Source organism: Azorhizobium sp. AG788, from assembly GCF_943371865.1.
Taxonomy (GTDB): domain Bacteria; phylum Pseudomonadota; class Alphaproteobacteria; order Rhizobiales; family Xanthobacteraceae; genus Azorhizobium.
Window position 1 is genome coordinate 1 of sequence record NZ_CALRWL010000061.1, and the last position, 13,967, is coordinate 13,967.

Below are 13,967 nucleotides of genomic sequence, written 5' to 3' on the forward strand. Positions count from 1 at the left end.
TCCTTCTTCACGGCCGCGACGATCTTCTGCGCCGCATCATCCAGATCATCGGCGGGGATCACGTTCAGGCCGCTGTCGCGGATGATCTGCTTGCCCTGCTCCACATTGGTGCCTTCCAGGCGCACCACCAAAGGCACCTTCAGCCCCACGGCGGTGACCGCCGCGATCACGCCGCGGGCGATCACGTCGCACTTCATGATGCCGCCGAAGATATTCACCAGGATGCCCTTCACGGACGGGTCCGAGGTGATGATCTTGAACGCCGCCGTCACCTTCTCCTCGGTGGCGCCGCCGCCCACGTCGAGGAAGTTGGCCGGCTCTTCGCCATAGAGCTTGATGATGTCCAGCGTCGCCATGGCGAGACCGGCGCCGTTCACCATGCAGCCAATGGTGCCGTCGAGCGCGATGTAGGCCAGGTCGTACTTGGAGGCCTCGATTTCCTTGGCGTCTTCCTCGGTCTCGTCGCGCAGGTCCAGCAGCTGTGGATGGCGGAACAGCGCGTTGGAATCGAACGTCACCTTGGCGTCCAGCACGGTGAGCTTTCCGTTGGTGCCGAGGATCAGGGGATTGATCTCCAGCATCGCCATGTCGGTGTCGACAAACGCGGTGTAGAGCACCTGCGTCAGCTGGCCGGCCTGCTTGGCGGGGTCGCCCGACAGGCCGAGCGCGTCGGCCACTTTGCGCCCGTGGAACGGCTGGATGCCGGTGGCCGGATCTACCGAGAAGGAAACGATCTTCTCCGGGCTATGGTGGGCCACCTCCTCAATGTCCATGCCGCCTTCGGTGGACACGACAAACGAGACCCGCGCGGTGGTGCGATCCACCAGCAGCGAGAGGTAGAACTCCCGCGCAATCGCCGAGCCGTCCTCGATATAGAGCCGGTTCACCTGCTTGCCCGCCGGCCCCGTCTGCACCGTCACCAGGGTGTTGCCCAGCATCTGTTCAACGAAGGTCTTCACCTCCTCCACCGACTTGGCAAGGCGCACGCCGCCCTTCTCACCGGCGGCTTGCTCCTTGAACTTGCCCTTGCCGCGACCGCCTGCATGGATCTGGGATTTCACCACCCAGATGGGGCCGCCCAGATCCCGCGCGGCGGCTTCCGCATCTTCGGCTTTGAGCACCGGCACGCCGCGCGACACCGGCGCGCCGTAGGTCTTCAGCAGCGCTTTGGCCTGATACTCGTGGATGTTCATGGGGCGTCCCCGTCTGGCTGGCGCGGACGGGCGGCGGCACGCTCATTGGCGCACGCGGCCCACCGCGACCGGGTGGATGCCGACGGCGTGACGCCATGGCGGATCTAAGATGAGCAGGCGAACAGCAGGGTCGCCACAGGGTGCCGGGCGAACCGCACGGGGTGCGCCGCAGCGGCGCAGAACTCTTCGCGAATGAGGGTCGGGGCCGCTGTGCGGCGCAGGCCTCAGGCCCTCCCGCAAGGGAGACGCCTCATCCGGCATCAGGCTTGGACAATGACGCCGCGGAGCGACCCGGCGTCAGGATAAGAAGGCCCGGCGCACTGACGCGCGCCGGGCCGAAGAGAGCCGCCCGCAACCGGGCGGCGGAGACATCAGACCGCGCGAGCTTCGTGCAGGGCCTTGATCTGGTCGGCGGAATAGCCGAGGTCGGCCAGCACTTCGTCGGTGTGTTCACCCAGCAGCGGCGAGCCGGTGATTTCCACCGTCATGTCCGAGAACTTGATGGGCGAGCCGACGGTGAGATACTTGCCGCGCTGCTTGTGATCCACTTCCACGATGGTGCCGCTCTCACGCAGCGACGGATCGTTGGCGATCTCCTTCATGGTGAGCACCGGGGCGCAGGGGATATCGAACTTGCGCAGGATATCCACCGCCTCGAACTTGGTCTTGTCGGCGAGCCAGGCTTCGATGGTGGCGAAGATGTCGAAGATCTTGTCCTGGCGGGCTTCGGCGGTGTTGTAGGCCGGATCGTTAATCCACTCTTCCTTGCCCAGCGCCTTGCAGATCGGCGCCCAGGCATGGCCCTGGATGGTGAAGTAGATATAAGCGTTGGGATCGGTCTCCCAGCCCTTGCACTTCAGCACCCAGCCCGGCTGACCGCCGCCGCCCGCATTGCCGCCGCGCGGCACCACGTCCGAGAACGTGCCGTGGGGGTACTGGGGATATTCTTCCAGATAGCCCACGCGCTCCAGGCGCTGCTGGTCGCGCAGCTTGACGCGGCAGAGATTGATGACCGCGTCCTGCATGGACACGGCGACCTTCTGGCCCTTGCCGGTCTTGTTCTTGGCATGCAGCGCCGTGAGGATGCCGATGGCCAGATGCATGCCGGTGTTCGAGTCACCCAGCGCGGCCGCCGATACGGTGGGGGGGCCGTCCCAGAAGCCGGTGGTGGAGGCGGCGCCGCCGGCGCACTGGGCCACGTTCTCATAGACCTTCAGGTCTTCATAGTGATGGCCGTCGGAGAAGCCCTTCACCGAGGCGACGATCATGCCCGGGTTCAGCTCCTTGATGTGCTCCCAGGTGAAGCCCATGCGGTCCAGCGCGCCCGGACCGAAATTCTCCACCAGGACGTCGCTTTCCTTGATGAGCTTGGTCAGGACTTCCTTGCCCTCGGCGGTCTTGGTGTCGAGGGTGAGCGAACGCTTATTGGAGTTCAGCATGGTGAAATAGAGCGCATCGGCATTGCTGATGTCGCGCAGCTGGCCACGGGTGACGTCGCCGGAGCCGGGACGTTCCACCTTGATCACGTCGGCGCCAAACCACGCCAGCAGCTGCGTGCAAGCGGGGCCCGCCTGCACGTGGGTGAAGTCGATGATCTTGATACCCTCGAGTGGCTTGGACATGTGGATCTCCCTTTCAACGAAACTTGCCGCGTACGCCCCTCATGGCGGGGTCACGCGCGGCGCATTGCCTGGTCACGACACCTGTGGTCACGACACGTCATGACGGCGGCATCGTCCACCGCACCCGTTTGCAGAAGAGAACCGATCGCACCGGACATGGCCCACTTTCCTTTGGCTTAGCCGAACTCAAGGTCTCGTCACGCATCCGGGCCGGATCGCCGCCCGTTGGCCGCCCCTTGCGGGAGAGCCGCCGAACCGCCCACCGGCCTGGAGATCCAGGTCGGCCGGGCCGTGCCCTCGGGACTGTGTGTCCCGCACTCAACGCCCCTGCCCGACCCGAAGGCCGATGCGGCGCGGACAATCCCGAAGGGATCGTCCGCAAAGGGCGATCTCATTCGGCGGCTTGGCGCACGGGTTGCGCGCCAATGGCGCCGGAATTCTTCACCTGGGCGATGCGGTCGGCATCAAAGCCCAGCACGGAGGCGAGCACCTCGTCGGTATGCTCGCCCAGCAGCGGCGAGCGCTCCACCGGCACGTCATTGTCGGAGAGCTTGATGGGGTTGCCCACCGTGAGGTAGGTGCCGCGCACCGGATGATCCACTTCCACCAGCGTCCCCGTGGCGAACAGGGATTCGTCGGTGATGATCTCCTTCATGGAGAGGATCGGCCCGCACGGAATGTCGTAGCGGTTGAGGATCTCCATGGCCTCGAACTTGGTGTGGGCCATGGTCCACGCCTCGACGCGGGTGAAGATCTCATTGAGATGCGGCAGGCGCGCGGCAGCGGAGGTGTAGTCCGGGTCGGTCTTCCACTCGGGTGCGTGGATGACGTCGCAGATCTTGTCCCACACCGGCGCCTGGGTGATGAAATAGATGTAGGCGTTGGGATCGGTCTCCCAGCCTTTGCATTTGAGGATGCGGCCCGGCTGGCCGCCGCCGGAATCGTTGCCGGCGCGCGGCACCGCGTCGCCGAACGGAATGCCTTCGCCATACTGGCTGTATTCGCGCAGCGGGCCGCGCTGCAGGCGCTGCTGGTCGCGCACCTTCACCCGGCACAGATTCAGCACGCTGTCCTGCATGGCCGCCAGCACCTTCTGGCCGCGCCCGGTCTGTTCGCGCTGGTACAAAGCGGTGACGATGCCCAGCGCCAGATGCAGGCCGGTGCCGCTGTCGCCCAGTTGCGCGCCGCTCACCAGCGGCAGGCCGTCGCGAAAGCCGGTGGTGGAGGCAGCGCCGCCGGTGCACTGGGCCACATTCTCATAGACCTTGCAGTCCTCGAACGGGCCGGCGCCGAAGCCCTTCACCGAGGCCAGGATCAGGCGCGGATTGAGGCTTTGCAGATGCTCCCAGGTAAATCCCATGCGATCCAGCGCACCGGGAGCGAAATTCTCCACCAGCACGTCGCAGACCTTCACCAGGTCTTCGAGCACCTTCTTCCCCTCGGGATTCTTGGTGTCGAGGGTGATGGAGCGCTTGTTGGAATTGAGCATGGTGAAATAGAGGCTGTCGGCATTGGGAATGTCGCGCAGCTGGGTGCGGGTGACATCCCCCTCGCCGGGGCGTTCCACCTTGATCACGTCGGCGCCGAACCAGGCCAGCAGCTGGGTGCAGGTCGGCCCCGATTGCACGTGGGTGAAGTCCAGAATGCGGACGCCGTCTAATGCCTTGCCCATGGGATCCTCATGTCCTTTCCGCACGCGCCTTAAGCAACGCTTGGTCTCTTCGTTGGTGACGCGGGTGGAGAGGAGGGCGGGGCCAAAGCCCCGCCCGGTTCGTCGCTCGGCCTACTTCTTCTTGACCACGCTTTGCGGGTTCAAGCTGCCGATGTTGCCGCTCTCGCTGCCGGCGGCAGGATCGATCTCGGCATTGATGAGCGTCGGCTTACCGCTATCCATGGCGGCGGAAACCGCGCGATAGAGCTCGTCCGGGGTGGTGACGTTGACGCCCTCACCGCCGAAGGCTTCCATCATCTTGTCGTAGCGGGCGTTCTTCACGAACACCGTGGTGCCGGGATCACGACCCGTCGGGTCGGTGTCGAGGCCGCGATAGATGCCGTTATTGTTGAAGATGACGATGCAGACCGGCAAATTGTAGCGGCAGATGGTCTCCACCTCCATGCCGGAGAAGCCGAAGGCGCTGTCGCCTTCCACCGCCAGCACCGGCTTGCCGGTTTCCACCGCCGCGGCGATGGCAAAGCCCATGCCGATGCCCATCACGCCCCAGGTGCCCACGTCCAGGCGCTTGCGCGGCTGGTACATGTCGATGATGCCGCGGGCGAGATCGAGGGTGTTGGCGCCCTCATTCACCAGCATGGCATCGGGCCGCTCCTTGATGACGTTCTTCAGGGCGCCGAGCGCGCTGTGGAAGTCCATGGGGGCGGAATTCTTCAGAAGCTTCGGCGCCATCTTGGCGATGTTGGCTTCCTTCTTGGAGCGGATGCTCTCCACCCAATCGGCCGGAGCCGGGGTCCAGTTGCCGTCGATGCGGGCCAGCAGCGCATTCACCACCGAGCCGATGTCGCCCACCAGGGGCGCGGCGATCTCGACGTTGCTATCCATTTCCTTGGGCTCGATGTCCACCTGGATGAACTTCTTCGAGCCGGGCTCGCCCCAGGTCTTGCCCTTGCCGTGGGAGAGCAGCCAGTTGAGCCGGGCGCCGAGCAGCAGCACCACGTCGCTGTCCTTCAGCGCGGTGGAGCGCGCCGCGCCCGCCGACTGGGGATGGGTGTCCGGCAGCAGGCCCTTGGCCATGGACATGGGCAGGAAGGGAATGCCGCTCTTTTCCACCAAGGCGCGGATGGCGTCATCGGCCTGGGCATAGGCCGCGCCTTTGCCGAGCACGATCAGCGGGCGCTTGGCGCTCTTGAGCAGCTCGATGGCCCGGTCCACGGCGGCGGCGCCGGGGATCTGCTCGGGGGCGGCGTCGATGACCTTCACCAGCGACTTTTCGCCGGCGGCGGCGTCCATCACCTGGGAGAACAATTTGGCGGGCAGATCGAGATAGACGCCGCCCGGACGGCCGGAGACCGCGGCGCGGATGGCGCGGGCGACGCCGATGCCGATGTCGGCGGCGTGCAGCACGCGGAAGGCGGCCTTGCACAGCGGCTTGGCGATGGCCAGCTGGTCCATCTCCTCATAGTCGCCCTGCTGGAGATCGACGATCTCGCGCTCGGACGAACCCGAGATGAGGATCATCGGGAAGCAGTTGGTGGTGGCGTTGGCCAGCGCGGTCAGGCCGTTCAGGAAGCCGGGCGCGGACACCGTGAGGCAGATGCCGGGCTTCTTGGTGATGAAGCCGGCGATGGCGGCCGCATTGCCCGCATTCTGCTCGTGGCGGAAGGAGATGACGCGGATACCCTCGGCCTGGCACATGCGGCCGAGATCCGTGATCGGAATGCCCGGAACGCCGTAGATGGTCTCGATGCCGTTCAGCTTGAGAGCATCGATGACCAGATGGAAGCCATCGGTCAGCTCCTGCTCCACGGCGACTTCGGCATCAACTCTCTGTGCTACTGCGGACATTCCGCTTCCTCCCGGAAAATCTTTGACTGTACCGTTGTGGTTGCAGTTTTCTTCGAACTCAGGGCCGCACGACGCGTGCGCTGGCCCCAGGGTTATTCTGGAAACACGCCGTGCTTCTCCACATGGGCCGCAAGGCCCATGGTGTGCTCGCGCACCAGGCGCTCGGCGAGATCGGGATCGCGCCGCTCCAGCGCGTCGATGATCGCCATGTGCTCGCGCATGGAGGCTTCGAACCGATTTTCCTGCCGGATCGACACCGCGCGGATGGCGCGCATGTGCAGGAACAGATTCTCGGTCATATCGACGATGAGGGCGTTGCCGCCCATGCGGATCACCGCCTGATGGAACACGATATTGGCTTGGGAATATTCGTGCACATGCGCGGCCAGAGGCTCGCGCTCGAATTCATTGAACAGCCGCCGCAGGCCCTTCAGTTCGGCCGGCGAGGCGTGGGTGGCGGCGAGGCGCGCGGCCATGCTCTCCAGCGCGGCCCACACGGTGATCATCTCCAGCAGCTGGCGCTTGGTCTTGCGCACCACGAAGATGCCGCGGCGGGGCACCGAGCGCACGAAGCCTTCCTGCTCCAGCACGGTCATGGCTTCCCGAATGGGGGTGCGGCTCACGCCGAGATCCTCGGAGAGCTGACGCTCGTCCAGCCGGAAATCGGTATTGCTGCCGTAGATGTCCATTTCGGTGATGGCTCGCTTGAGCGCATCGTAAGCCAGGGCGCGCAGGCTCGAACTCGCCCCGAGGGGCTCGACATTGAGCTTTGGCGTTTCTGCGACCTGATCCACGAGGCCTGTTCCCTTCCCTGTGGCAGCGCCTTCTAGCGGGCGCATGCCGTCGGTGAAATACTGTGTACTGTATGCGGAAGGGGGACGCAATCCCCGGCGCCGGCGGAAAAAATTGCGCATTGCAGCAAAAACCGTGTTGCTGTGCGGCTTTGCGAAGGGTCGGTTGCCGCCAGGGGTGCCCGGGCGCGGGGCGCGAGCCGGGCCGGAACGGCGCCAAAACAGGGCTGGCGTAGCCGGTGGCCGGCGGCGCCCGAGGCGCCGCCGGCCGGATCATTCCGCCGCGGCGGCCTTGGCGCGGCCGGGGAACAGGCGGTTCATCACCTTGGCGATGATCGGCCAGAACAGCATCACCAGAGCCAGGGTGACGATGGTGCCCACCAGCGGGTTGGACCAGAAGATGCCGAGATGGCCCTGGGACACCAGCATGGCCTGGCGGAACGAGCTTTCCGCCATGTCGCCCAGCACCAGCGCCAGAACCAGCGGCGCCAGGGGATAGTCCAGCTTCTTGAACAGATAGCCGACCACGCCGAACACCAGCATCACCGCAATATCCATGGCGGCATTGTGAACGGTGTAGGCCCCCACCGCGCAGATCACCAAAATGATCGGGGCGATGACGCTGAACGGCACCCGCAGGATGGCGGCGAACAGAGGCACGGTGGTCAGCACCACGATCAGGCCGGCGATATTGCCCAGATAGATCGAGGCGATGAGGCCCCACACGAAGTCCTTCTGCTCCACGAACAGCAGCGGGCCGGGCTGCAGGCCCCAGATCAACAGGCCGCCCAGCAGGACCGCCGCCGTGGGCGAGCCGGGAATGCCGAGCGTCAGCATGGGCAGCAAGGCGCTGGTGCCGGCCGCATGGGCCGCCACCTCGGGCATCACCACCCCTTCCAGTTCGCCCTTGCCGAACTCATGGCCGCGCTTGGAGAAACGCTTGGCGAGGCCATAGCTCATGAAGGAAGCGGGCGTGGCGCCGCCGGGGGTGATGCCCATCCAGCAGCCCACCGCCGCCGAGCGCAGGCAGCCCACCCAGAATTTCGGCAGCTTCTTCCAGGTGTCCAGCACCACGCGGGCGTTGATGGCGGCGCTCTTGCCCTTGAAGGCCAGCCCCTCCTCCATGGTCAGCAGGATCTCGCCGACCCCGAACAGGCCGATGACCGCCACCAGGAAGTCGAAGCCGCGCAGCAGTTCCACCGAGCCGAAGGTCATGCGCAGCTGGCCGGTGACGGTGTCGATGCCCACCGCCGCCAGGGCAAAGCCCAGCGTCATGGCCGCCAGCACCTTCATGGGCGCTTCCTTGCCCATGCCCACGAACGAACAGAAGGTCAAAAGATAGACCGCGAAGAATTCCGCCGGCCCGAATTGCAGCGCAAACCGCGCGATCACCGGCGCCAGGAAGGTGATCAGCAGCACCGCGATGAAGGCGCCGATGAACGAGCCGGTGAAGGCCCCGGTCAGCGCCTCGCCCGCCTTGCCCTTCTGCGCCATGGGATGGCCGTCGAAGGTGGTGGCCACCGACCATGGCTCCCCTGGAATATTGAACAGGATGGAGGTGATGGCGCCGCCGAACAGCGCCCCCCAATAGATGGAGGACAGCATGATGATCGCCGACACCGGCGACATGGAGAAGGTCAGCGGCAGCAGGATGGCGACGCCATTGGCGCCCCCGAGCCCCGGCAAGACGCCGATGAGCACGCCGAGCATGATGCCGACGAACATATAGACGATGTTCATTGGATCAGCGAGGACGCCAAATCCGGCGATCAAAGATGAAAGCGCTTCCACGGACCCCTCCCCTGTGCCGCAACGTCTGGAGCGTCTGCTGGCACGCGCACGATGACTGTCGGTGTCTTTTCGATGTCTTGGACTGTCGGCGTCTTGGACTGCCGGTGTTCCGGACGAGTGGCCGTCGGTATTGCGAGCGGCCCCTCGCCTTGCCTTGCGTGACGTTGGATTGCGGCACCGGGTGCATGTCCCCCGGTGCGTGTGCTCTGGCGCAGATGCCTCTGGCGGGTGCGTCCCGCCGGGCCGTGAAACGGCACCGGCTGGCGGTGGGACGAACGCGCCGGCGATGGGCGCCGGTCAGTAGCCGAACGCGGTCTCCAGCGGGCCCTTGGGCAGTGGCACCAGGAACCACACCTCGAACATCACGAACAACACCAGCGGCACACCCAGCGCCACGGGCAGGATGAGCGGCAGCTTGTACTTGCCCAGCCACCACATGAAGAAGGCGATGAAGATCGCCGAGGCCACATAGATGCCCAGCAGGGAAATCACCCCCACATAGACGATGGTGGGCACCAGCACCTGGAGCACCGAACGAAACTGGGTGCGATCCACGAAGTTGGCCCGGTCAGGATGCTTGGTGATGATGTTCTGGAGCACCGTCCAGCCGCTCGCCACCATCATGATGAGGCCGATGTAGAAGGGGAAATAGCCGGCCTGCGGGCCATCGCTGGCCCAGCGGGCGCCGACCCGCCAGCTATCGGTCATCACCAGGGCCGCCACGCCCATCAGGGCCAGCGCCACCACGATCTCCATGGTCCTGCGGGTGACCGTATGTTCGGTCGCCGGGTTCTCCGCCGTCATGCGTGCTCTCCGCGAAAGGTGGAATCGAGAGGGGGGACCGCAGTCTCGCGCCGCCCCTGCGCGCGGCGCGGCGGACGCAAGGCCCGCGCGCGGTCCAGCGAAGGTCCAGAGCCGCTTTGCCCTTGCCCTTGCCTGGCCCCTGAGGCCGCTGCGCGTCCGGCGAGCGACACGCCGCCGGACGCAGGTCACGAATGCTGGCGGGCCGGCCCGCGGCCCGCCGCCCGGCGACGCCTATTTGGCGATGAAGCCGGCGGTTTCCATCAGCGAGCGGTGGCTCTCCGCCGCCTTGCCCAGCCAGGCCTTGTATTCGGCGCCGGTGAGCGCGCTGGTGTTGAAGGCGCCCTTCTGCATGAAGTCCTTCCACTCCGGCGTCTCACGCACCCGGCGGAACAGCTCCACATAATAGGCCACCTGCTCCGGGGTGATGCGGGGGGCGCCGAAGATGCCGCGCAGCATCAGATACTCGATGTCCAGCCCGGCTTCCTTGCAGGTGGGCACATCGGCCCAGGACTTGCCGCTGGCCACGGGCTCGGGATAGGGCAGCCGCACGGTGTCGAACACGCACAGCGGCTTCAGTTCGCCGGCCCGCCATTGCGACACCGCCTCGATGGGATTGTTGACGCTGGAGGTGACGTGGCCACCCACCAGTTGCGCCGCCACGTCGCCGCCGCCCTTGTAGGGCACGTAGATGAACTTGGTCTTGGTCTTCTGCTCAATGGCAGCGGTGATGATCTGGTCTTCCTGCTTGGAGCCGGTGCCGCCCATCTTGAATTCGCTGCCGGGGCCGGCGGCGGTGAGCGCGGCCAGATAGCCCTTCACATCGTCATAGGGCGCCTTGGCGTTCACCCACAGGATGAATTCGTCCAGCGCCAGCATGGAGATGGGGGTGAGCTCGTCCCATTTGAACGGCACGCCGGTGGCCAAAGGCGTGGTGAACAGGTTGGACAGGGTGATGACGATCTTGTGCGGGTTGCCGCTGGAGCCCTTCATGTCGAGGAAGCCCTCGGCCCCGGCGCCACCGGACTTGTTGATGACCACCAGCGACTGCTTCATCAGGCTGTGCTTCTGGATGATGCCCTGGACCATGCGGGCCATCTGGTCGGCGCCGCCGCCGGTGCCGGCGGGCACGATGAACTCCACGGTCTTGGTGGGCTCCCAGGGGGCCGCAGCCGCCGACGACGGCATGGCCGCGGGCGCCAGGGCCGCCGCCGCCATCAGGCCGGCGGCCAGATGTTTGGCGGTCGAATGTTTTGCGGTCGAATGCTTGGTGGTGGACTGTTTGGGGGCCAGATGTTTGGCGGCCAGATGTTTCAGTGTGCGCGCAAACGCCATGTGCATGTGATCGTCCCTCCCGGCATCGCCCGCAGCTTGAGTATTCGCTTTGCGGGTCGTTCTCGTCAGCGTGACTCTCGAAGGTCACCATTCCGCTGAGGAATGCTGGGATCAACCTATGATGTGCGCTAACCTGACGCAACGAATTTCGGTGTAAAGAATGTTGTGCGCTGCATTACATTACTTGAGATACATAATTCAGTATTTCAGGAGCAAGAAGGACAGCAGAACTGTCCCTTCAAATGCCGCCAACCGGCCCACCGTTCGGGCGGTTGCGCGGCGCGCGGCCCCCAGGCGTGACACCGGCTCCCCGGTCCGGCTGAAGCAATCGGGCTGAAGCGGCAGCGGGGCCGCTGCGCAGGCCCGCATGCGCATGGCGCGCGACCCGCGCGCCTCACCGACCCGCGCGCCTCACCGACCAGCGTCACCGATAAGTGGCGAACTCGGGCGGCAGGGTTTCGTCGGCGCCGGAATAGAGCCGGGTCATCTGGTCGGCGGCGGCCACCACGCGGCGCCCCAGCCGCTCCAGCCGGTCGTCGGTGAGACGCACCGCCGGCCCGGACACCGACACCGCGCCGATGGGCTCGCGCCATTCATTGAAGATCGCCGCCGCCACCGCCCGCATGCCAGTGGTGTGTTCCTCGTCATCCACCGCATAGCCGCGCTCGGCGGTCAGGGTGACGTCGTCCATGAGCGCGCGTTCGGTGCGATGGGTGCGGGCGGCGAACGCCTCGTAGCGCACCTGGGCCAGCAGCCCGCCGCGAAACGCCGGACTGGCGGCGGCCAGCACGCATTTGCCGGCGGCGCTGGCGTGCAGCGGCAGGCGCAGGCCGAGGCGGAAGAAGGCGCGGACGCTGGAATGGCCTTCCGCCTGCCCCACCACCACCAGTTCATTGCCGTCGAACATGGTGAGATTCACCGTCTCGTCGGTCTCATGCAGCAGGCGGCGGATCACCGGGCGGCCGATGTCCGGCAATTTGCGGATGCGCAAGTAAGCGGCGCCGATGCGGAACAGGCCGAGGCCCACGGTCCACAGGCCGTTCTCCGCGTCATGATTGACCAGTTGCCGCTTCTGCAAGGTGGCCAGCAGGCGATGCACCGTGGAGGCGGGCAGTTCGGCGGTGCGGGCAATGTCGCTCAAGCTCATGCCGTCCGCTTCCGCCAGCACCCGCAGCAAAGCGATGGCCCGGTCCAGGGACTGGACCTCGGAGCCGCCCTCCGGCGAGGTGGACGCCGGCCGGCCGCGGCGGCGCGGGGTGAATTCCGTATCGACCATGCGCCCGTCCGTCCCCATGTCCCGCCTCCGAGAGTCCCGGCTGCCCTGACCGATTCCGGCTCAGCAACCGATCCTCGCATAAATCTTGGCCGGACCGGCGCATTTCAAGGGGACCTGTCCACACCGCCGAACCCGGCGGCCAGATGAGGGGACGGGCGCGCCCCATGCGGCGCCCTGGCCCCCCGCACCGGCGGGAACATGGCGTGCAATATAGGTTTTTGCCCCGTGTGACATTTTTCCACGTTACGGAAACATTTCTCATATGTATTCTGATCGCAGATGTCCTCAAGGACGCGGGCTGCCTTAAACACTGGCATACATAATACGCCATCCAGAATACGAGGAGACGCCAGAATGAAAGTGTGCATTTACGGGGCGGGCGCCATCGGGGGATACCTCGGCGTGCAGATGGCCCTCGCGGGCGCGGACGTGAGCCTGGTGGCGCGCGGCGCCCATCTGGAGGCCATGCGCGCCAATGGCGTGAAGCTGCTCATCGATGGCGAAGAGCGCGTCGCCCGGGTGCGCGCCAGTGACAATCCCGCCGACCTCGGCCCGCAGGACTACATCTTCATCTCGCTGAAAGCCCATTCGGTGCCGGGCGTGGTGGACCAGATGCGCCCGCTGCTGGGCAATGACACCAGCGTCGTCACCGCCGTGAACGGCGTGCCCTACTGGTATTTCTACAAGCACGGCGGCCCGCTGGAAGGCCGCACCCTGGAGAGCATCGATCCGGGCGGCAAGCAGTGGAACGTGCTCGGCCCCGAGCGCGCCATCGGCTGCATCGTCTATCCGGCCACCGAAGTGGTGGCGCCCGGCGTGATCCAGCACATCTATGGCGACAAGTTCCCCCTGGGCGAGCCCTCCGGCGAGAGCACCACGCGCATCGAGCGCCTCAGCGCCCTGATGAATTCCGCCGGCCTGCGCGCGCCCATCACCCCGCATATCCGCGACGAGATGTGGCTGAAGCTGTGGGGCAACCTCTGCTTCAATCCCATCAGCGCCCTCACCCACGCCACCCTGGATGTGATCGCCAGCGATCCCGACACCCGCTCGGTGGCCAAGGCCATGATGCTGGAAGCCCAGATCATCGCCACCCGCCTCGGCGTCACCTTCCGGGTGGATGTGGAGCGCCGCATCAATGGCGCCGGCGCGGTGGGCGCCCACAAGACCTCCATGCTCCAGGACCTGGAGCGCAGCCGGCCCATGGAAATCGATCCCTTGGTGTCGGTGGTGCAGGAAATGGGGCGGCTGGTGGATGTACCCACCCCGACCCTCGACGTGGTGCTGGCTCTGGTGCGCCAGCGCGCCGCCGTGGCGGGCCTGGGCGATCATCTGGCGACCCCGCCGCTGACCGCCGCCGACCTGCGCGCCGCGGACCTGCACGCGGAAGCCCCCAAGGTCGCCGCGCGGCACTGAATGCAGTCATGGCGCGGCGCGGGACCGGCGAAGGCCCCGCGGCGCCGCCGCAACCCTCGGCTGCAAGCCTCAGGGGATGATGGGCGCGGTTTCTATCAGCGTCGCTTCGGCGGCGGTGATCCGGCATGGCGCCGGACAGGTGACGACCTCCAAGCCAACTGCGCCGGCGCCCCTGACGGGACGCCGGCACTTTTTTGGCCGGCTCAGCGCCTCATTTCGATG

The 13,967-nt window shown here is 66.0% G+C and carries 10 protein-coding genes; 1 reads left to right on the forward strand and 9 read right to left on the reverse strand.

Features of this window, described 5'->3' with window-relative positions; genetic code table 11:
- From sucC to AAG816_RS24515, 9 genes are all read right to left on the reverse strand, one after another.
- Nucleotides 1-1,193 (reverse strand): ADP-forming succinate--CoA ligase subunit beta (sucC, locus tag AAG816_RS24475; protein ID WP_341992320.1); only part of this gene is annotated, 1,193 nt, incomplete at its 3' end.
- A 371-nt stretch (nucleotides 1,194-1,564) separates the two neighbouring features.
- On the reverse strand, nucleotides 1,565-2,815 hold the full coding sequence (gene frc, locus AAG816_RS24480; RefSeq protein WP_341992321.1) for a formyl-CoA transferase: 1,251 nt from the start codon (nucleotides 2,813-2,815) through the stop codon (nucleotides 1,565-1,567).
- A 391-nt stretch (nucleotides 2,816-3,206) separates the two neighbouring features.
- Nucleotides 3,207-4,487, reverse strand: coding sequence for a formyl-CoA transferase (gene frc / locus AAG816_RS24485; RefSeq protein ID WP_341992322.1), 1,281 nt, complete (start codon nucleotides 4,485-4,487; stop codon nucleotides 3,207-3,209).
- Between the two features lie 111 nt (nucleotides 4,488-4,598).
- Nucleotides 4,599-6,335 carry an oxalyl-CoA decarboxylase gene (gene oxc, locus AAG816_RS24490; protein ID WP_341992323.1) on the reverse strand — a complete coding sequence of 579 codons (1,737 nt, stop codon included), beginning with the start codon at nucleotides 6,333-6,335 and terminating at the stop codon, nucleotides 4,599-4,601.
- 92 nt (nucleotides 6,336-6,427) lie between these two features.
- A complete protein-coding gene (locus AAG816_RS24495) occupies nucleotides 6,428-7,129 on the reverse strand; it encodes a GntR family transcriptional regulator (protein WP_341992324.1) in 702 nt (233 codons plus the stop codon).
- 270 nt (nucleotides 7,130-7,399) lie between these two features.
- Nucleotides 7,400-8,917, reverse strand: a complete 1,518-nt coding sequence (locus tag AAG816_RS24500; RefSeq protein WP_341992325.1) for a tripartite tricarboxylate transporter permease — start codon at nucleotides 8,915-8,917, stop codon at nucleotides 7,400-7,402.
- Nucleotides 8,918-9,214: 297 nt separating this feature from the next.
- Nucleotides 9,215-9,721: a tripartite tricarboxylate transporter TctB family protein gene (locus AAG816_RS24505; protein ID WP_341992326.1), complete on the reverse strand. Its 507-nt coding sequence runs from the start codon at nucleotides 9,719-9,721 to the stop codon at nucleotides 9,215-9,217.
- 231 nt (nucleotides 9,722-9,952) lie between these two features.
- Nucleotides 9,953-10,936, reverse strand: a complete 984-nt coding sequence (locus tag AAG816_RS24510) for a tripartite tricarboxylate transporter substrate-binding protein (protein WP_341992344.1) — start codon at nucleotides 10,934-10,936, stop codon at nucleotides 9,953-9,955.
- Between the two features lie 541 nt (nucleotides 10,937-11,477).
- The gene (locus AAG816_RS24515) at nucleotides 11,478-12,347 is read right to left on the reverse strand and encodes an IclR family transcriptional regulator (RefSeq protein WP_341992327.1); all 870 of its coding nucleotides are present in this window, start codon (nucleotides 12,345-12,347) and stop codon (nucleotides 11,478-11,480) included.
- A 336-nt stretch (nucleotides 12,348-12,683) separates the two neighbouring features.
- Between AAG816_RS24515 and AAG816_RS24520 the strand changes: the two genes are divergently transcribed.
- Complete coding sequence (locus AAG816_RS24520) at nucleotides 12,684-13,745, forward strand: 2-dehydropantoate 2-reductase (RefSeq protein WP_341992328.1); 1,062 nt, start codon at nucleotides 12,684-12,686, stop codon at nucleotides 13,743-13,745.
- Nucleotides 13,746-13,967 lie beyond the last annotated feature (222 nt).